General features: G+C 45.2%; 14 protein-coding genes. 11 read left to right on the forward strand and 3 right to left on the reverse strand.

Annotated elements, in window-relative coordinates:
- Window positions 1-39 precede the first annotated feature (39 nt).
- Complete coding sequence (locus tag DUN60_RS02830) at window positions 40-2817, reverse strand: insulinase family protein (RefSeq protein ID WP_114633117.1); 2778 nt, start codon at window positions 2815-2817, stop codon at window positions 40-42.
- A 304-nt stretch (window positions 2818-3121) separates the two neighbouring features.
- Here DUN60_RS02830 and sixA point away from each other — a divergent pair, with 304 nt between their 5' ends.
- Complete coding sequence (sixA, locus tag DUN60_RS02835; RefSeq protein WP_054548175.1) at window positions 3122-3586, forward strand: phosphohistidine phosphatase SixA; 465 nt, start codon at window positions 3122-3124, stop codon at window positions 3584-3586.
- A gap of 169 nt (window positions 3587-3755) precedes the next feature.
- On the opposite strand, the gene smrB is transcribed toward sixA, so the two are convergent.
- Entirely contained in the window at window positions 3756-4286 is a 531-nt protein-coding gene (gene smrB, locus DUN60_RS02840; RefSeq protein WP_054548176.1) for an endonuclease SmrB, read from the reverse strand.
- A gap of 62 nt (window positions 4287-4348) precedes the next feature.
- Here smrB and prmB point away from each other — a divergent pair, with 62 nt between their 5' ends.
- The 10 genes from prmB to hflX all read left to right on the forward strand — a co-directional run bounded on the left by prmB (window position 4349) and on the right by hflX (window position 16592).
- Window positions 4349-5281 (forward strand): 50S ribosomal protein L3 N(5)-glutamine methyltransferase, encoded by a 933-nt coding sequence (prmB, locus tag DUN60_RS02845; protein WP_054548177.1) that lies wholly within the window; start codon window positions 4349-4351, stop codon window positions 5279-5281.
- A 269-nt stretch (window positions 5282-5550) separates the two neighbouring features.
- Window positions 5551-6192, forward strand: a complete 642-nt coding sequence (locus tag DUN60_RS02850) for a LysE family translocator (RefSeq protein ID WP_065206805.1) — start codon at window positions 5551-5553, stop codon at window positions 6190-6192.
- Window positions 6193-6669: 477 nt separating this feature from the next.
- Entirely contained in the window at window positions 6670-8127 is a 1458-nt protein-coding gene (locus DUN60_RS02855; RefSeq protein WP_114633118.1) for a protein adenylyltransferase SelO, read from the forward strand.
- 157 nt (window positions 8128-8284) lie between these two features.
- A complete protein-coding gene (locus DUN60_RS02860; protein WP_017073602.1) occupies window positions 8285-9013 on the forward strand; it encodes a response regulator in 729 nt (242 codons plus the stop codon).
- A 72-nt stretch (window positions 9014-9085) separates the two neighbouring features.
- Window positions 9086-10531, forward strand: a complete 1446-nt coding sequence (locus DUN60_RS02865) for an ATP-binding protein (RefSeq protein WP_114633119.1) — start codon at window positions 9086-9088, stop codon at window positions 10529-10531.
- A gap of 110 nt (window positions 10532-10641) precedes the next feature.
- The gene (locus DUN60_RS02870) at window positions 10642-11889 is read left to right on the forward strand and encodes an ABC transporter substrate-binding protein (protein ID WP_114633120.1); all 1248 of its coding nucleotides are present in this window, start codon (window positions 10642-10644) and stop codon (window positions 11887-11889) included.
- A 144-nt stretch (window positions 11890-12033) separates the two neighbouring features.
- On the forward strand, window positions 12034-12972 hold the full coding sequence (locus DUN60_RS02875) for a carbohydrate ABC transporter permease (RefSeq protein ID WP_099166264.1): 939 nt from the start codon (window positions 12034-12036) through the stop codon (window positions 12970-12972).
- Window positions 12969-13826 (forward strand): carbohydrate ABC transporter permease, encoded by an 858-nt coding sequence (locus tag DUN60_RS02880; protein WP_114633121.1) that lies wholly within the window; start codon window positions 12969-12971, stop codon window positions 13824-13826. The genes DUN60_RS02875 and DUN60_RS02880 overlap by 4 nt, the downstream gene beginning before the upstream one ends.
- A 6-nt stretch (window positions 13827-13832) precedes the next feature.
- Window positions 13833-14945 carry an ABC transporter ATP-binding protein gene (locus DUN60_RS02885; RefSeq protein WP_114633122.1) on the forward strand — a complete coding sequence of 371 codons (1113 nt, stop codon included), beginning with the start codon at window positions 13833-13835 and terminating at the stop codon, window positions 14943-14945.
- A 279-nt stretch (window positions 14946-15224) separates the two neighbouring features.
- Complete coding sequence (hflX, locus tag DUN60_RS02890; protein WP_054548182.1) at window positions 15225-16592, forward strand: GTPase HflX; 1368 nt, start codon at window positions 15225-15227, stop codon at window positions 16590-16592.
- 108 nt (window positions 16593-16700) lie between these two features.
- Here hflX and pfaD read toward each other — a convergent pair whose 3' ends face one another.
- Entirely contained in the window at window positions 16701-18338 is a 1638-nt protein-coding gene (gene pfaD / locus DUN60_RS02895) for an eicosapentaenoate synthase subunit PfaD (protein WP_114633123.1), read from the reverse strand.
- Window positions 18339-18372 lie beyond the last annotated feature (34 nt).

Below are 18372 nucleotides of genomic sequence, written 5' to 3' on the forward strand. Positions count from 1 at the left end.
TGCTTTCACATCAACCTTATGATTTTCATTCCAGCTTTATCAGCCAAGCTCACAGTCTTTAGGGCGTAACTGAAATTCATCAATTGAGCCAATCTCCACACCTGCCGACAACTTCTCTTCCTCATTATGAGCATTGCCGTGTGCATGCATAATCAGACGATTTGCCGTACGAGGTTTAAGCTGGCTGACAACAAAACGCATCATGTCTGAGCGTGTCAGACCTTTGAGGTCTTCTAAGACACGCTCTCTCTGATTGAATTCCAAGTCCTTATTGCCTATCGCAACCCATAAGCGCTGAGCGCGACCGCGCAAGGTGGTATCTGGCGTTGAAATCTGATTCCAGAGCCCGCGTTTACTGCTGTGCCATTGATAGTCGTTAAGCTCCAGCAGCACCATGTAAAAGGCATTGAGGAACTCATCTATCGAGGCTAACAAGTCTGCCGGGGCAGCATTCGGTGATTGCACGTACAACACAATACCCGGATGTCGGTTCAATGGCATATTGCCAGTGCCGACCATATAGCCTAGCTGCTGCTTGGTACGAATCTCATGGAAGAAGGTAGCTGACATCAAATGGTTCGCCAATGAATACAGCGCAATATTTTTAGGTGAAATATCAGCACATTGGTAGTAAACCACGATGGCTGAATCATCTTGATTACATACGACTTCGCGTTGGAAGCTACCGTTTTCACCCAACATGATTAACGGGCGTAGTGACTCTTCGTAAGCTTGGTCTTGAACACGTAATGCATCTTTTAGCGTTTCAGCCATCTTGTGTGCATCGGCTTTTTTCCAATCACCATACACAAACATTTCGACATGCAGTTCTGCTAAAATCGCTTGAACAAAAGAAGAGAGTTCATCGACCTCAATCGTTTCCAATGCTTCAATTAAAACGGAATAAGGCGGGTTATTTGGCTGAAGTATTCCGGTCATCGCATTAAACAGTTGCGAAATAGGACGATCTTGCGACGCATTATTCCAGTTTCTGAGCAATTGGTGCTTAATAGTTTCAAAGCGTGTTGGACTAAAGTCGCGTGCTTGGAAGCGCTCAAGGATCATATTGAGCAGCTGTGGTTGCTTTTCGCTGAATCCCGAAAGCGTGAGTGTTACACCGCCCTGATGGGTATACATGTTGTAGCCCATACCCGCAATCTCAGCCTGATACGTATCTTTTTCAAGCGAGTCCAAGAACATCTCTACACACAAGCGTGTTTTAACGATGTTTCTCGGGGTGGCGACTGAGTGTGGGCTGTCGATAGCGATATACACCACACCTTTAGGTACTCGAAATTGATGGTCTTGGAGGTGCCATAACTTAAAGCCATCCAGTTCTTCTAACAGTTGTGGGTGCTTAGCATCACCTTCGAGTTCAGCAGGGTCTAAGTCGTAGCAAATAAATGGGTTTTTACTTGGCAGCTCAAACATCCAGCCGGGGTTGATGCACGTAAAGCACTGGGTCTGCTCTGGGCTAAAAGGTGTGACGGAGTAGGGCGTAAAGTACCACTTCGCTTCTCTATCATACTCGAAGCCTTGAGCTACGATGGTGACCCGCATGTTGTCGACAGATAAGTAGGGAAGCAAAGATCGTTGTAATTCTTCGTCAAAGTGCGACATCTTATAATCGCCATACACTACGTCTTGCTCTTGATAGTGCTGCATGTTAATAACAAGATGACTGACGACATCGAGCGGTCTGGAGGGCTCTTGAAAGCGGAAAGCGGACTCTAAAACGGCGCGCTTTTCAAGATAACGCCACTCTTCGATGCCTTGTTGTTCAATGAGTTTGATGTACTGAAATATTGCTTGAACGACGTTATCGGTTTTGGTTAAGCCTTCGATGGTCATTGAACAACTGATCGTGAAATCACGATAGTTACTGCCACTTGCGCCGCCACCTGCCGAGAGGGAAGTAATCCAACCTTTCTCTTTCAGCTGCATCATCAAACTGCCTTCGCCTTCGTAACCGATAAGGTGTGCAAAGAATGATAATGGCTTAATCCCATAGTGCTCGTCCATGCTTGGCATTGGGAAGGTTAAGATAAGTTTGCGCACTTCTTTTATCGGCTCTACGTGTACCTGTACGCCAGTGCTTAACTCGCCAATAATCGGTACTTTAACCTTTTTACCTTGTAGTTTGTGATTGGTAATCGAGCTAAAACGCTCCTCAACCCAACTTTGCATCTCATCTAATGATTGATTGCCAGACAGTGTCAGCGTCATTAGATCGGCTGAATATTGTTGCTGGTGGAAAGCCAAGATCTCTTGTCGAATCGTTTCACCGTTTCTGTCACCCAACGTCTCGATATTACCGACAGAAAACTTCGAGAATGGGTGATTGTGATTCACCAGTTCTTTGGTAACTTGGTACAAGCGTCGCGAGTCGTCGTTGAGTTTCATCTTGTATTCTGAATCAACGGCTTGGCGTTCTTTGTCTAGTGCTTCTTCGTTAAAAAGTGGTGCTGTGAAAAATTGGCTGAAGCGATCGAGTGCGGTTTCAAAGGCATTCAATTCAACATCAAAAAAGAAGCAGGTGTGTTCGGTTCCGGTCCAAGCATTGTTGCTACCGCCATGTTGGCTGATAAAACTTTGGAATTCTCCGACCTTTGGATACTTTTCAGTTCCCAAAAATAGCATATGCTCTAAGTAGTGCGCTAAACCCTCTCGGTCGGTAGGGTCATCAAAGTGCCCGACATTAACGGCGAGTGCGGCTGCAGCTTTTTGAGCGTTCTGATCGTGAACTAACAGTACTCGCAATCCGTTATCCAAGGTTACGTAACGGTATTGATGTTCATCATTAGGGCTTAAATGCACAGAAGCATCTCCAGAGAAGGTGGTTTTTAAATTATGTACGCGATGATTTGAGGTGCAAACCTTGCGATCACATTTTGGGATATGAAGAGCTTTTTGGCGACTTCTAAATCATTTTTATCGATTTTTATCAGTGATTTATTTTCTTTTAATAAGATTGTTAAGAAAGTCGAACTCTTTAGCAAGTGACTTGATATAATTATTTATATAGACTGCGGCTTCTCTAGTTTGAGAGCCAAACGCTAAGTAGCGTATCGCTGATATGGGATATATCGACTTTCGAAATGTTACGTAGACAGGACTGAACATGAAAATATTCATAATGCGCCACGGTGAAGCAGAACATTTTGCGGACTCGGATGCAGAACGAGCGTTAACCAAGCGCGGGAAAATGGCATCTCTTGCAGTGGCTCAAGCTGCAAATGAGCAGGGGATTAGTCAATTCGATAAAGTGCTTGTGAGCCCATATTTAAGGGCACAAGAAACGTGGTTAGAAATATCTCAGGCGTTTTCCGGAAAGAAAGTAGAAACCTGTGATGATATTACGCCTTATGGAATGTCTGACGACGTGTTTGATTTGACTTTAGCGATGGCTGAAGTAGAAAAACTAGAGACCATTTTGTTTGTTTCTCATTTACCTCTAGTTGGCTACTTAACCGCTGAGTTCGCGACAGGCATGGCACCACCAATGTTTCCGACTTCTGGATTAGCTTGTATCGAATTCGACCTTGAGACACAAAAGGGCGAGTTACTTTGGAATATTAATCCATAGACTAGACAAAGCTCGTTGGGCTCTTTTTTTACAAAAAAAGACAAAGTTGAAGACAAATAAAAAGGGCACCTCAATGCAATTGAGATGCCCTTTGTCATTTCTGAAACGCTGTTTGTACGAATCAATAACTGGCTAGTTAACTTTTGTTGAATAAACAGAAAACTAGAGGTTATTTATCGGGAATGGAAAGTAAAACCAGCAGCGCGCCGTTGCCGCCAAACTCTAATGGTGCTTGGTGAAAAGCCATCACGTCGGGGTGCTGCGCTAACCACAAAGGCACCTTCTGTTTAAGGATGTGTTTACCGATACCGTGCTGAACACAGGCACACGCCACGCTCTCTTTCACGCAGTGCGCAATCATTGCACCTAACTCGCGTTTCGCTTCTTGTTGAGTCATACCGTGCATGTCAAGATACACATCAGGTACGTAGACACCACGACGTAAGCGCTTCACCTCATACTTAGAGACATCATCACGCGCATAACGTGTTGGGCCTTCTTCGCTAAGATGCGGAATGAACTCATCCGAGAAATAAAACTCGCTATCACTGGCTTGTCTTGCCGTGCGAGTAATTTCTTTTTGCTTGGCATTTCTTTTTGGCTGCTGGACTATGGTATCCTGTTGCAACTTTTTAACGCCCTTTACTGCATCGTTGAATAGGGCGAAATCGTCATCGAAGTCGGTGTCTTTTTTGCTCATCAGGTTATGAATTCTAATTAGAAACGTAATTAGCAGTATTGTAGCGCTTTTCGGAGACAATTTTGGATAAGATTTTTGTAGAAGAAGCGGTATCAGAACTACACACGCTTCAAGATGTGATTCGTTGGACTGTTAGTCGCTTTAACGCAGCGGGCCTTTTTTATGGTCACGGCACTGATAACGCGTGGGATGAGGCGGTACAACTTATTTTACCTACTCTTTATCTGCCGATTGATGTTCCTTCGCATGTGATGAACTCTCGTCTAACGAGCAGCGAACGTCTGCGTATTGTTGAGCGCGTAATCAAGCGTATCAATGATCGTACACCAACGGCTTACCTAACCAACAAAGCTTGGTTCTGTGGTCTAGAGTTCTTCGTTGATGAACGTGTTCTTGTGCCTCGTTCGCCAATTGGTGAGCTGATCGAAGCTCAATTCCAACCTTGGTTAACTGAAGAGCCAACGCGCATCATGGACCTTTGTACGGGTAGTGGCTGTATTGCTATTGCTTGTGCTCATGCATTCCCTGATGCTGAAGTAGACGCGATTGATATCTCTACTGACGCATTGCAAGTTGCTGAGCAGAACGTTCAAGATCACGGCATGGAGCAGCAAGTGTTCCCAATCCGTTCAGATCTTTTCCGTGATTTACCAAAAGAGAAATACAACCTGATCGTATCGAACCCACCTTACGTGGACGAAGAAGATATGAACAGCCTACCGGAAGAGTTTACTCATGAGCCGGAACTTGGCCTAGCAGCGGGTACTGATGGCCTTAAACTGGTTCGCCGTATTCTTTCTAACGCACCAGATTACCTAACTGATGATGGTATCTTGATCTGTGAAGTGGGTAACTCAATGGTTCATATGATGGACCAATATCCAGAAATTCCATTTACTTGGATTGAGTTCTCGAATGGCGGTCATGGCGTATTCATGATCACTCGCGAGCAGTTAGTGGCTTGCGCAGATGAGTTCTCTATCTACAAAGACTAAGTTTTGTATAGACTAAGTTTGCACAGACTAAGTTTTGTATCGAAAAAGCTTCTTTGATTAGATTCGGGTTACCTTCGTTATTAAAGAAACCCTATCTGTATTAATTTAAACGCCATGCAGCAGTGCATGGCGTTTTTTATTGCCTAAATTTTGGATATCGTAATTAGCGTTGAGGATTCGTTTCATATTATTTAGTTGCTTAATGTGAATAACTATCACATATTGGTGGTCAATGTTTACTCGTTTTAGTGAGTTAAGGAGAATTCGCGATGAGCTTTGATACATGGATTTATTATTTATTAGCGGTGCTGGTTTTGACAGCTTCGCCCGGGCCAAGCTCTTTATTATGCATGACCAAAGGTGTGCAATCTGGCTTTAAATTATCGATATTTACCGCGCTGGGTAGCTTAACTGCGATTACTGGAATTCTAACGTTATCGTTTACTGGGCTGGGTGTGATTATCGCTTCGTCTGAGGTGGTGTTTAATGTCATTAAATGGACCGGTGCTGCTTACCTTATTTATCTTGGTTGGAAGTCACTACGTTCTAGCCAACAGGATTATGACAGCCTATCCAATCAACAAGCCGATTCTAAATCGGTTAAAGAAAGTGCTGCGCAGCATTACCTCAGTGGCTTTATTGTTGGCGCGAGCAATCCCAAAGCTATCCTATTTTTTACCGCACTTTTTCCGCAATTTATTGACCCATCGATCGCTCTGGTTCCACAGTTCACCGTGTTTGCTTTGACCTTTATTGTAATGGAATTGTCTTGGTTATTGGTTTACGCCTATTTAGGGGCTAAATCGTCAAATTGGTTGTTCGCCAAAGGTCGCGCTAAGGTTTTTAATCGTGTCACTGGAGGCGTGTTCATTGGGGCTGGTGCACTGCTTTCGACGACTAGTCGAGCATAGCTTTTGATTTATCAAATAGTTGAATAGTTACAGAATATTCTTGATGCTGTAATAAAAGGTTAATATTAATGTGCTTGCTGATATCGGTGTAAAGTCGATATATTGGTGTTACACCATCACGTTCTCAGGAGAGACATATGCAGCATCAAGAAATGATTCAACACAGTAATTTTGGCGTAATCAGTCGTACTTGGATTTTCTCTACCCTTTCTCTTGTGGGTATTCTTGCTCTAATGTAGTCAGTTTTATGGCTCAATATTTTCAGTTTTTATTATGAATACACTTTTCAAAAAGTCTTCAAAGTCAGAACTCTTATTCTCGTAAATGTGGCTTTTCTCATCAGGCTAGCCACTTAGCTTTTCCTCTTCGCAAAACAGCTAAGCAATCTTCTCTCATAAGCTCATCGCGTAACCTCATCTGAAGTTGTTATCAAACTGTGATAATCTTAAATCATCTTTTATCTACAGTGTGCCTCTCATGTCTGTCTGGGATTCTATTTCATTTAACAATCGATTTATCGCATTACCTCGACTGTTCTATACCCCAATTCAACCTACACCGCTCAGCAATGTCCAATGGCTCGCATGGAACCATAATCTTGCGAATGAACTCGGCTTTCCGTCATTTGAAGATGCTTCTGAGGAATTGCTTGAAACTTTATCTGGCAATGTTGAACCTGAGCAATTCTCACCGGTAGCAATGAAATACGCAGGCCATCAGTTTGGCTCTTATAACCCGGACTTAGGTGATGGAAGAGGGCTGTTATTAGCTCAAGTGGTAGCGAAAAGTGGTGAAACGTTCGACTTACACCTTAAAGGTGCAGGCAAAACCCCCTATTCACGTATGGGCGATGGACGCGCTGTTATTCGATCAACCGTTCGTGAGTACTTATGTAGCGAAGCGATGGCAGGGCTCAATATCCCAACCACTCGCGCGTTGGCGATGATGACCAGCGACACACCGGTATATCGAGAGAAGCAAGAGTGGGGCGCATTGTTGGTGCGTGCTGCTGAGTCACACATCCGTTTCGGTCACTTTGAACATCTGTTTTATACCAATCAGTTGGCTGAGCATAAGTTGCTGGCTGATAAAGTCATTGAGTGGCATTTCCCTGAGTGTCTTGATGAAGAAAAGCCCTACGCTGCAATGTTTAATCAGATTGTTGATCGCACTGCTGAAATGGTCGCGTTGTGGCAAGCGAATGGTTTTGCTCATGGAGTGATGAACACTGATAACATGTCAATTATCGGGCAAACCTTCGATTATGGTCCATTCGCGTTCCTTGATGAATATGACCCAAGATTGATCTGCAATCACTCGGATTACCAAGGTCGTTACGCTTTCAATCAACAGCCTAGAATTGGATTGTGGAATCTATCTGCACTGGCTCATTCGCTTTCGCCGCTGGTGGATAAAGCCGATTTAGAGGCAGCCCTAGAACAATACGAACTTCAAATGAACGGTTATTTCAGTCAACTGATGCGTCGTAAGTTGGGGCTACTTTCCAAACAGGAAGGTGACACTCGCTTGTTTGAATCTATGTTCGAGCTGATGTCGCAAAACAAAGTCGATTATCCAAGGTTCTTTAGAACGCTGTCGAACTTGGATACCTTGCCGCCACAAAAAGTGATTGATTTGGTTATCGACCGCGAGGCAGCAAAGCTATGGATGGATAACTACTTACAACGCTGCGAATTGGAAGACAGTTCAGTGGCAGAGCGCAGCGAAAAGATGCGACAAGTAAACCCGAAATACATTCTCAGAAACTATCTTGCCCAACTCGCCATAGATAAAGCCGAGCGCGGTGATAGCAGTGATATTGAAGCATTAATGGTGGTTCTGGCTGACCCTTATGCAGAACACCCAGACTATGAACACCTTGCTGCGTTGCCTCCTGAGTGGGGTAAAGCGATGGAAATCAGCTGTTCCTCTTAACCTTCGATGATTCTTTGAGTCGCTAAGTACAGGTAGAGGTCACTAAGATGTGATCTTTATCTGTTCGTTCTTCTAACTTTACAAACATGTCAATAATCAAATAATCGGCCAGCCTATACACTATGTGAATAAGTTGTAAATTTAATAGGTTTGGGCGATGCCAACAAATACTCGAATTCTCGTGGTGGATGATGATCAAGAAATCCGCGAGCTGCTGGAAGAGTACCTCACAAAATCGGGTTTCGATGTCTCTTCTGTTGGAGACGGTGTTGAACTAGAGACCCACCTGCAAAACCAAGGTTATCCCGATCTGATTCTGCTTGATGTGATGCTACCCGGTGATGATGGTTTTACCTTGTGCCAACGAGTACGTAAGCAATCGAATGTGCCTATCATCATGCTGACTGCAGTCTCGGATGAAACCGACCAGATCATCGGCTTAGAAATTGGTGCCGATGACTACATCGCCAAGCCGTTTAGCCCTCGTCAGTTAATGGCTCGAATCAAAGCGTTATTAAGACGTGTTCAAGTGGTGGATGACAAGCCGAGTGATGCACTACCAAAGCAGATTATTTTTGGTGATTGGACGCTTGATACCCTAGCGCATCGGATCTCCCATAATGAAAACTCAGAAGAGATGGACTTGTCGGGCAGTGACTTTTCTTTGTTAATGCTGTTCTTAACTCGTCCTAACGAAGTTCTCGACCGAGATACTATCTCTTTCGCAACCAGAGGCCGAGAAGCGCTGCCTTTTGAACGAGGCATTGACGTGCAGCTTAGTCGCCTGAGAAGCCGATTGGGCGACAGCGGTAAATACCCTCACTACATCAAAACCATGCGCGGTAATGGCTACATTCTTGCTGTGCCTGTTCAGTATGAACACTAAGCATGACCTATTGTTAACGAAGTAATGCTAATTAAGTATTTCCAATGAAGTATTCTGTATGAAGTATCTCGTATGAACTGGTTGAGCAGGTTAAAGCCAAACTCTTTGGTTGCAAGAACCTTGTTGTTAACCTTGCTAGCGGTGGTGATCGCTCAGGGTATCGCAACGTCTATTTGGTATAGCGAATCCAAGCACAAAGAACTGGAGGGGATTCGTTCTGCCTCTTCGAGCATGGCGAACATGTTTGCCTCAACGGTGACTTTCTTCCAATCTCTGCCTGTTAAATATCGCCATATCGTGCTGGATCAGATCCGCAATATGGGCGGTACGCGTTTCTTTGTTTCTTTTAATAAAGAGGCTTTGATTGTCGAACCGATCCCCGATACCCGCTTAAAAACCGCCTCGATTGAAGCCATAGAAAGTGTTTTGAGTAGCAAACTCAATAAAGTGGCGTCAGTGCGGGTTGATTTCTCTCGACCTGAACACCTTCGCTTGCTTAAAAACGACATCTACTTAAGCGATCTCCCACGATCATGGGCGCATCATACGCTAACGCTAGAGCCTCTTAATCCACCTATTTTGGTTGTTCAGATTGAATTAGCCAGTCACGAATGGGTGTATATTGCCGCACTGTTGCCTGCGCCATACGTAAAGCTCGACGATACAATTCTTGGCAGGGAGCAGGTGATCTTCTTAGTTTCTTCAACACTCATTCTACTAGTGCTGACTTACTTGATGATTCGTCGCCAAGTGCGACCTCTCAAAAAGTTAGCAAGAGCAGCCAATGAAATGAGTATGGATATTCAGCAGCCCCAACTGAAAGAAGAGGGGGCGACTGAACTGGTCACCGCAACCAGAGCCTTTAACCGCATGCAGCAGCGGATCCGTCGTTATGTTGCTGACCGAGAACACCTATTCTCTGCTATCTCTCATGACTTGAAGACGCCAATCACCCGTTTAAGGCTTCGAGCCGAGCTATTGGAAAGTGAGGTCAAGAAAGACAAGTTCAACAAGGATTTGGATGAGCTTGAGATGATGGTGAAAGGCGCATTACAAGCGGTCAGAGACACCGACCTTCATGAAAATAATGCCATTATCGATCTGAACGAGATGATGCTCTCCGTGATTGAACTGCACAATCAATACCAAACTCAGGTCGAGTTTGAGCCTGCTGTGATTGAACCGTTAGTCGCTAAACCTTTAGCGATCAAACGCGTGCTTACTAATCTTATCGATAATGCTGTGAAATATGGACAATCAGCTGAGGTGGATATCAGCAGTGATTCTTTGTGGGTCATTGTGACGATTCAAGACCATGGCAAAGGTATCCCTGAAGACAAGTTAGAGTTGGTTTTCGAACCCTACTTTAGGTTGGCTACGGATGATCAAGGACACGGTTTAGGGCTCGGGATCTGTCGCAATATTCTGCATGGACACGGCGGAGATCTCATTATTCGCAACTCCTCTCAAGGTGGCTTAGAAGCCAAAGTCTATATACCAAGAGGCTTAGAAGTGTAATGTAACAATTGTGTTACATAGGGCTTACCTTTTGTTTCAATCTTATAAATCAGAATAAGTAGACTCTTTATTGAACCGGACGTCGAGTCCGCTAAACATGGAAGATTATAATGAAAATCAATAAAACCCTACTTACTCTATCTCTTCTTGCTGCCTCAACATTTTCTCAAGCTGGTGAAGTGGAAGTGCTTCACTGGTGGACTGCCGGTGGCGAAGCGAAATCCGCAGCGGTACTGAAAGAGATGATTGAAGAACAAGACCATACTTGGAAAGATTTTGCTGTTGCTGGTGGCGGCGGTGAAAGTGCGATGACTGTTTTGAAAACGCGAGCAGTATCGGGCAATCCTCCATCTGCTGCGCAGATCAAAGGTCATGATATTCAGGAGTGGGGTGGTTTAGGTTTTCTAACGTCTCTCGATGCGACTGCTAAACAAGAACAATGGGATGAATTACTACCAGAAGTAGTGACTAAAGTGATGAAGTGGGATGGCGAATATGTGGCAGTTCCTGTCAACGTTCACCGTGTTAACTGGCTTTGGGCTAACCCTGTTGTTTTAGAAAAATCAGGCGTGACGGTTCCAACTACGTTAGATGAGTTCTTTGTTGCTGCAGACAAGATTAAAGCGGCTGGCTTCATTCCACTGGCTCACGGTGGCCAACCTTGGCAAGACGCAACCGTATTCGAAGCGGTGGCTCTTGATGTTCTAGGCAGTGAAGATTACAACAAAGCGTTCGTTGATCTTGATATGGACGTATTATCTGGCGACAAGATGGTGGAAGTGTTCACCAAGTTCAAAAAGATGCGTGACTACATCGACAGCAACTCTCCAGGTCGTGATTGGAACGTAGCAACCTCAATGGTTATCAATGGTGAAGCAGCGATGCAGATCATGGGTGATTGGGCGAAAGGTGAGTTTACTGCGGCAGGCAAAGTGCCGGGTAAAGATTACATCTGTGCACCAGCTCCAGGTACTGATGGCCAATTTACCTTCAACATCGATAGCTTTGCGTTCTTTGAGTTAAGTGACAAAGAGAACCAAAAAGCGCAGCAAGACCTAGCGAAAACCATTCTTACTAAAGACTTCCAAGAAGTCTTCAACCTTAACAAAGGTTCTATCCCTGTACGTCTAGATATGGATATGTCTAAGTTTGACCAATGTGCGTTGGACTCAATGGCAACCTTCAAAGCGAGTGCTGAATCTGGCGATCTTGTTCCGAGTATGGCTCACGGCCTAGCGACAACAAGCTACGCTCAAGGCGCTATTTATGACGTGGTGACCAACTTCTTCAATGAGAAAGATGCCGATCCTAAACAAGCGGCAGCTAAGTTAGCAAAAGCAGTGAAAGCGGCTATCTAATCTAACTTGGTCTAACACCAAACCCCCAGGGTGGGTAGGCTCGTAGGGAGCCTATCTACTCTTCACTCCCAATTCTGATATGCGTGATGCTGATGTGGTGCCGAGAGGTAAGCCATTGGCTCGATTGTGCAACAAGGATAAGTTATGGAGCATGTTTTGACTGAGTCGACTCCAAAACCCACAAGGAGCCAGCCTGCACCGAAACCGAGTTTTGCTGACAGGTTGCAACATTGGTTACCTAAAATAGTACTGGCGCCGACCGCGTTAGTGACCGTGGTGTGTATCTACGGCTATATATTTTGGACGGCAGCGCTGTCGTTCACCAACTCTCGATTTCTGCCGAGCTTTAACTTCGTTGGTTTAACCCAATATGAAAAGCTGATGGATAACGATCGCTGGATCACCTCAATCACCAACCTCGGTTTGTTTGGTTTTCTATTCATGGCGATTGCTATCTTGTTAGGTGTTGGTTTGGCCGTATTGCTTGACCAGAATATCCGCCAAGAAGGGGCGATTCGAACTATCTATCTTTACCCAATGGCGCTGTCATTCATCGTGACGGGTACCGCTTGGAAATGGATTCTTAATCCAGGTCTTGGCATTGAAAAGCTGATGCAAGACTGGGGATTTACTGACTTCAAATTTGATTGGCTAGTCGACTCTGAAATGTCGGTCTATACCTTGGTTATCGCGGCACTTTGGCAGTCTTCAGGGTTCGTGATGGCGATGTTCTTAGCGGGTCTTCGCGGTATCGATTCTTCAATCATCAAAGCGGCACAAATTGATGGGGCAAGCTTACCCACTATCTATCTCAAAATTATTTTACCTTGCTTGCGCCCTGTGGTTTTCAGTGCGGTGATCATTACGTCACACATTGCGATTAAGAGCTTCGACCTTGTGACCGCAATGACGGCAGGTGGCCCCGGTTATTCATCGGATCTTCCTGCGCTATTTATGTACGCACACTCCTTTACTCGTGGTCAAATCGGCCTTGGTGCTGCCAGTGCCATGATGATGCTTGCCGGTATCTTAGCGATTCTCGTGCCTTACCTTTACTCTGAACTTAGGGAGAAAAAGTCATGATGAATAACATCAATTTTGCTCGAATCTTTATTTATTCAGCACTGCTTTTCTTCTGCTTAGTGTATTTAATGCCATTGTTCGTGATGGCGCTGACGTCATTCAAAACTCTGCCTGACATCAAGGCGGGTAACTTAATGAGCTTGCCGAAAGAGTGGGTTTTCGATGCTTGGTATAAAGCGTGGGATACCGCCTGTACGGGCGTGAAATGTGAAGGTATCAAAGGCTACTTCTGGAACTCGTTCCAAATGGTGATTCCTGCGGTTGCGATTTCAACATTGTTGGGTGCATTCAATGGTTATGTAGTGACGAAATGGCAATTCCGAGGCTCGAATCTGTTCTTCAGCTTGCTGTTGTTTGGTTGCTTCATCCCATTTCAAGTGGTGTTGTTACCAATGGCAACCATGCTCGGCAAGATGGGGCTAGCGAACACAACTATCGGCTTGGTGATTGTGCACGTTATCTACGGCATGGCGTTTACCACTCTGTTTTTCCGTAACTTCTACATCTCGATTCCTGATGAATTGATCAAGGCGGCAAAACTCGATGGTGCTGGCTTCTTTACGATTTTCTTCAAGATCTTAATACCGATCTCGACACCAATCATTATGGTGACGGTGATCTGGCAGTTCACCGCGATTTGGAATGACTTCTTGTTCGGAGTGGTCTATTCCGGCTCAGATACTCAGCCGATCACTGTGGCATTAAACAACCTAGTCAACACCAGCACTGGCGTGAAAGAATATAACGTCGACATGGCTGCCGCGATCATCGCCGCACTGCCAACGCTGTTGGTGTATGTCTTCGCAGGAAAATATTTTGTTCGTGGCCTAACGGCAGGATCAGTAAAAGGATAATTACCCATGGCAACATTAGATTTAAAACAGATCCGTAAAACCTATCGCAACGCGGACAACGAAACGTTAAAGGGCATCGACATCAGTATCGATTCGGGGGAATTTTTGATACTTGTCGGCCCTTCGGGGTGTGGGAAATCCACCTTGATGAACACCATCGCTGGGCTAGAGAATATTAGCTCGGGTGAGATTGTAATTGATGGCATAGACGTGGCGCAGGTTGAACCTAAAGATCGCGATATCGCGATGGTATTCCAGTCGTACGCGCTTTATCCAAACATGACGGTACGCGGCAATATCGCTTTCGGTTTGAAGATCCGCAAGATGCCGCAACAAGAGATCGAGGCTGAGGTTAATCGAGTGGCAGAAATGCTGCAAATCGAACAGTTGCTTGATCGTAAACCGTCGCAACTTTCTGGTGGTCAGCGTCAACGTGTCGCGATGGGACGTGCTCTAGCTCGTCGTCCTAAGCTGTATCTGTTTGATGAGCCGCTTTCTAACTTGGATGCCAAGCTGCGTGTTGAGATGCGTCATCAGATTAAACGTCTGCACCAGAAGCTGAATACCACGATTGTTTATGTAACCCATGATCAAATCGAAGCGATGACTCTGGCTGATCGCATCGCAGTAATGAAAGACGGTGAACTGCAGCAGTTAGGCACACCACAAGAGATCTACACCAAGCCAAACAATATGTTTGTGGCTGGCTTTATGGGGTCACCGTCAATGAACTTCATTAAAACCATGGTGGACTTGGATGAGGAACAGAATCCGATTATTAAAGTGGTCGGTACCGCAGATCAAGAACACCATATTCGTTTGCCACAAAGTATGCGCGACCAAGACGGCAAAGAATTGGTGATAGGGCTGCGTCCTGAGCACATTACCGAGCAGCAGGGTGACGATGTTTCTGCCTCTACAAAGCTAGACTTACAGCTAGAGGTATTGGAACCGACAGGGCCAGATACTATTGCGATGGTTAAAGTGAACGACCAAGAAGTCGCGTGTCGCTTATCGCCAGAATTTGAAGTGTCGGTTGGGCAAATGGCACCGCTTCATTTTGATTTATCAAAGGCGGTATTCTTCGATGCTCAAACCGAAGCGAGAATCGATTTCTAACTTCTAGTTGCTGAGTTAGTTTAACAATCAAAGTTCATGTCTAAATCAAAGGCAGTATCACCAACTAGTAATAAGTAATGTGATGCTGTCTTTTTCGTTGTCTATACTTGCTTTTTATTCCTTATAAAAACAGAGGGGTAAACGATATATATGCTTCTACTGCAATAATATCGTGATTTAGTATCCCTTAGCTCTATAAAGCTGACGTAGAAACGCGTAGGATCACACTACTTTAGATCAAATACTAGGTTGCACTTTGGTGCATAGACAGAATAAAACATGAAACTAACAGCAAAACCAGCGGCGAATAACGCTTTACTTATTTCTATTACGACACCGGATTTTAAAGGTGACGAAGCAAAAGAGTCTCTTGCCGAACTTGCTCGCTTAGTGTCAACCCTAGGGTTTAAAGTCGTCGGTACGCAATCGCAACACCATAGTTCATCTCAACGACAGAATGTGTTGGGTGCAGGTAAGCTTGCCGAAATTGCACATCTAACTGGTTACCAAGGCTCTATTGAAGAAGCTGAAGATGAAGATTTTATTGATGAGTCGTTTGATTTTAGTTCTGAAATCGATGAGCTAGATTTTGATGATCTTCCAACGGGCAACTTCCAATACGGTGCCGCTGATGTTGTGGTATTTGACTGTGATTTAAGCCCATCTCAAATGCGTACTGTTGAGGCGAGTTTGGGTGTGGAAGTATTTGACCGTACTGGCATCATCATCGAAATCTTCAGCCGCCACGCTCGTACTCGTACTGCTCGTCTGCAAGTTGATATCGCTCGTCTAAACTACTTAGTACCACGACTGCGTGAAACGGCTGAGGGTGATAAAGAGCGTCAAATGGGTCAGGGCGCAGGTGAAACTTCACTAGAGCTAGACCGTCGTAACGTACGTGACCAAATTGCTGCGCTTAAGCGTGAGCTAGTAAGCGTACAAGATGAAATGAAGACCAGACGCACAAGGCGCGCGGAGCTTTTCACTGTTGCTTTAGTTGGCTACACCAATGCCGGTAAATCTTCGATGATGCGTGCAATGACCGCAACCGAAGTGGTGGGTGAAGATAAACTGTTCGCAACGCTAGATACTACGGTTCGTGCACTTCAGCCAATTACTCAGCCACGTATCTTGGTTTCAGACACGGTTGGTTTCATCAAGAAACTGCCACATGATCTGGTTGCTTCATTCCACTCAACGCTAGCAGAAGCGCATGATGCTTCACTGCTTTTGTATGTGGTTGATGCTTCTGACGTATCGTTCCGAGCTCAGCTTGATGTCGTACACGACGTATTAGCACAAGTGGGCGTTGAAGGTAGCGAAAAACTATTAGTGCTGAATAAGTGCGATAGATTGACTGAAGAACAGCAATTAGAGCTGATCGAAGAATTCCCAGATGCAATGCTAACGTCGACTCGTGATCCGTTAGATATCACGAAACTGCACAAGTACATCGTTGGTGTTGCTGAAGAAGGCATGATCGAAGAAGAGATCACTATCCCTTATTCTGGACAAGGCATCATCGGTGAGATTCGCTCAAACATGAGTGTGGTTAAAGAAGAGTACGACTACGAACACATCAAATTAACGGTTCGTTCAAGCGCCATTGATTTAGCGCGACTGAAAAAGCGTATGCAAAACTCTTAATCGTCTATCAAATTTAGATAAGAACACCTAAAGAAAAAGCGACCTAAGTGGTCGCTTTTTTTATTCGTTGAGCCTAGCTAATTTAAGTTTAGCTAAGTCATGAGTCACTTAAGCCATTCTTTGAGTTGGCTTCCAGCGTGCTAGCTCTGGATCAAGCTTGATGCCTTGTGAGGTCAGCAAGTTAATGCGAGCCAAGTAGGCTGCGCCATGCATTAGGTGTTTTGCTAGATCAACGGCATTACGCTGTTGGTAATCGTCTAGATAGCTGTCTTTTGCCCATGCGTTGAATGCGCCAAGTGCAGGGCCTGCCCATACTTGGTAATCCATTTCACGACCTTGTTCACCTGTATTTGACCAACGGCTAGAAAGCCCTAAGTACCAACGGAAGATCAACGCCATCTTACGTTTCGGGTTGCCTTCAGCACGTTCGATCTGTTTAGGGTCGCGCTCGTTAAAATGCGCCACAGTTCCCGCCCAAATGTCATCCAGTGTTGCACGGAATACTTGCTTCTCTAACTTTAGGCGTTCTTCTGCTGGAATCGCTTCAATTGAATCGTAACGCGTGTATAGCTCGTATAGCTTGTTTGCACGCATTGGGAACAAGGTGCCGCGTTTAACCACTTGCAGTTTCACTCCCATTTCGAACATGTCTGCCGCCGGGGCCATAGTCACGTCAGCCATTTCAGTTGTCGAAAGCAGCTTACGTGTGTGTTCGCTCGCGCCAGCCTCAATACACGCTTGGTTGATTGAACCGGTAACAATGTAAGCCGCGCCCATGTTAAACGTCGCTAGAGCAGCGTCAGGCGTACCTACGCCACCACCACAACCGACACGTAGTGGAGTTTTGAATTGGTACTGTGCTTGGATTTGCTCTTTCAGGGCAAGAATCGTTGGCAGTAGGGTAACCAGTGGACGGTTATCGGTGTGACCACCAGAATCGGCTTCTGCGGTAATGTCATCAGCCATAGGAACCAGTTGTGCCAGTTCCATCTGTTCTGCTGTGATTCGACCTTCATCAACCAGAGCTTGCAGCATTTTGATAGGAGCCGGCTGCATGAACTTACTCGCGACTTCAGTACGGCTAACCTTAGCAATAACCTTGTTGCCAATCTGAATCTCACCTTGTGCATCGCGACTAAGGCCTGCTGCACGGTAGTGAACGATTTGCGGTGTTAAACCTAAGAATGCTGAAGCCTCAACCGTTTTTACTTGGTGCTTCAAAAACAGCTCTACACTGCCGCGCTCTAGTGCAGGTTCACTTGGGCTGTGAATCAGGTTAAACGCGTAAGGGCCGTTTGGTAGTGCTGCTTGAATACGGTTGATCGCTTGCTCAACGCGAGATGGGATTAAACCCGCCGCGCCAAAGGAACAAAGAATGCCAGCCTGACCAAGCGCAATCACCAACTCTTCTGATGAGATGCCGTTTGCCATTGCGCCCGCATAGTAAGCGTATTTTACGCCGTGGCAGCGACGAAAATCTTCGTCGCCTAAGCTTTGTGTACCAAGAGCGGGAGCAAAGGCGCTAACAGGTTGGCTGTTTGCAGCGCTTGCTGTATCGCCCGATGCAATCTCTGCTTGTTGGCTAACGCCTAAACCTTTTTCTGGGTGGTTCACTACGTAACAAGCAAGGCTTAAATCTTTTAAGATTGTCGACATTACTGCGTTATCGAAATGAGTAGTGCTCCCTTCAACCTGCCAAGGCCACGGAGATAGCTTTTCGTTATTGATTGTAGTTTGAGTTGTCATACTAAATTCTTTCCTAATTCTCTGTCTCTAATGG

Source organism: Vibrio splendidus (assembly GCF_003345295.1).
GTDB classification, from domain to species: Bacteria; Pseudomonadota; Gammaproteobacteria; order Enterobacterales; family Vibrionaceae; genus Vibrio; species Vibrio splendidus_K.

Bases quoted from the DNA above. Each gene is read 5' to 3' on its own strand.
- DUN60_RS02865 (WP_114633119.1), top strand. From the start codon at position 9,086: ATGAACTGGTTGAGCAGGTTAAAGCCAAACTCTTTGGTTGCAAGAACC.
- DUN60_RS02880 (WP_114633121.1), top strand. From the start codon at position 12,969: ATGATGAATAACATCAATTTTGCTCGAATCTTTATTTATTCAGCACTG.
- hflX (WP_054548182.1), top strand. From the start codon at position 15,225: ATGAAACTAACAGCAAAACCAGCGGCGAATAACGCTTTACTTATTTCT.
- sixA (WP_054548175.1), top strand. From the start codon at position 3,122: ATGAAAATATTCATAATGCGCCACGGTGAAGCAGAACATTTTGCGGAC.
- DUN60_RS02885 (WP_114633122.1), top strand. From the start codon at position 13,833: ATGGCAACATTAGATTTAAAACAGATCCGTAAAACCTATCGCAACGCG.
- DUN60_RS02855 (WP_114633118.1), top strand. From the start codon at position 6,670: ATGTCTGTCTGGGATTCTATTTCATTTAACAATCGATTTATCGCATTA.
- DUN60_RS02860 (WP_017073602.1), top strand. From the start codon at position 8,285: ATGCCAACAAATACTCGAATTCTCGTGGTGGATGATGATCAAGAAATC.
- DUN60_RS02850 (WP_065206805.1), top strand. From the start codon at position 5,551: ATGAGCTTTGATACATGGATTTATTATTTATTAGCGGTGCTGGTTTTG.
- DUN60_RS02870 (WP_114633120.1), top strand. From the start codon at position 10,642: ATGAAAATCAATAAAACCCTACTTACTCTATCTCTTCTTGCTGCCTCA.
- DUN60_RS02875 (WP_099166264.1), top strand. From the start codon at position 12,034: ATGGAGCATGTTTTGACTGAGTCGACTCCAAAACCCACAAGGAGCCAG.
- pfaD (WP_114633123.1), bottom strand. From the start codon at position 18,338: ATGACAACTCAAACTACAATCAATAACGAAAAGCTATCTCCGTGGCCT.
- smrB (WP_054548176.1), bottom strand. From the start codon at position 4,286: ATGAGCAAAAAAGACACCGACTTCGATGACGATTTCGCCCTATTCAAC.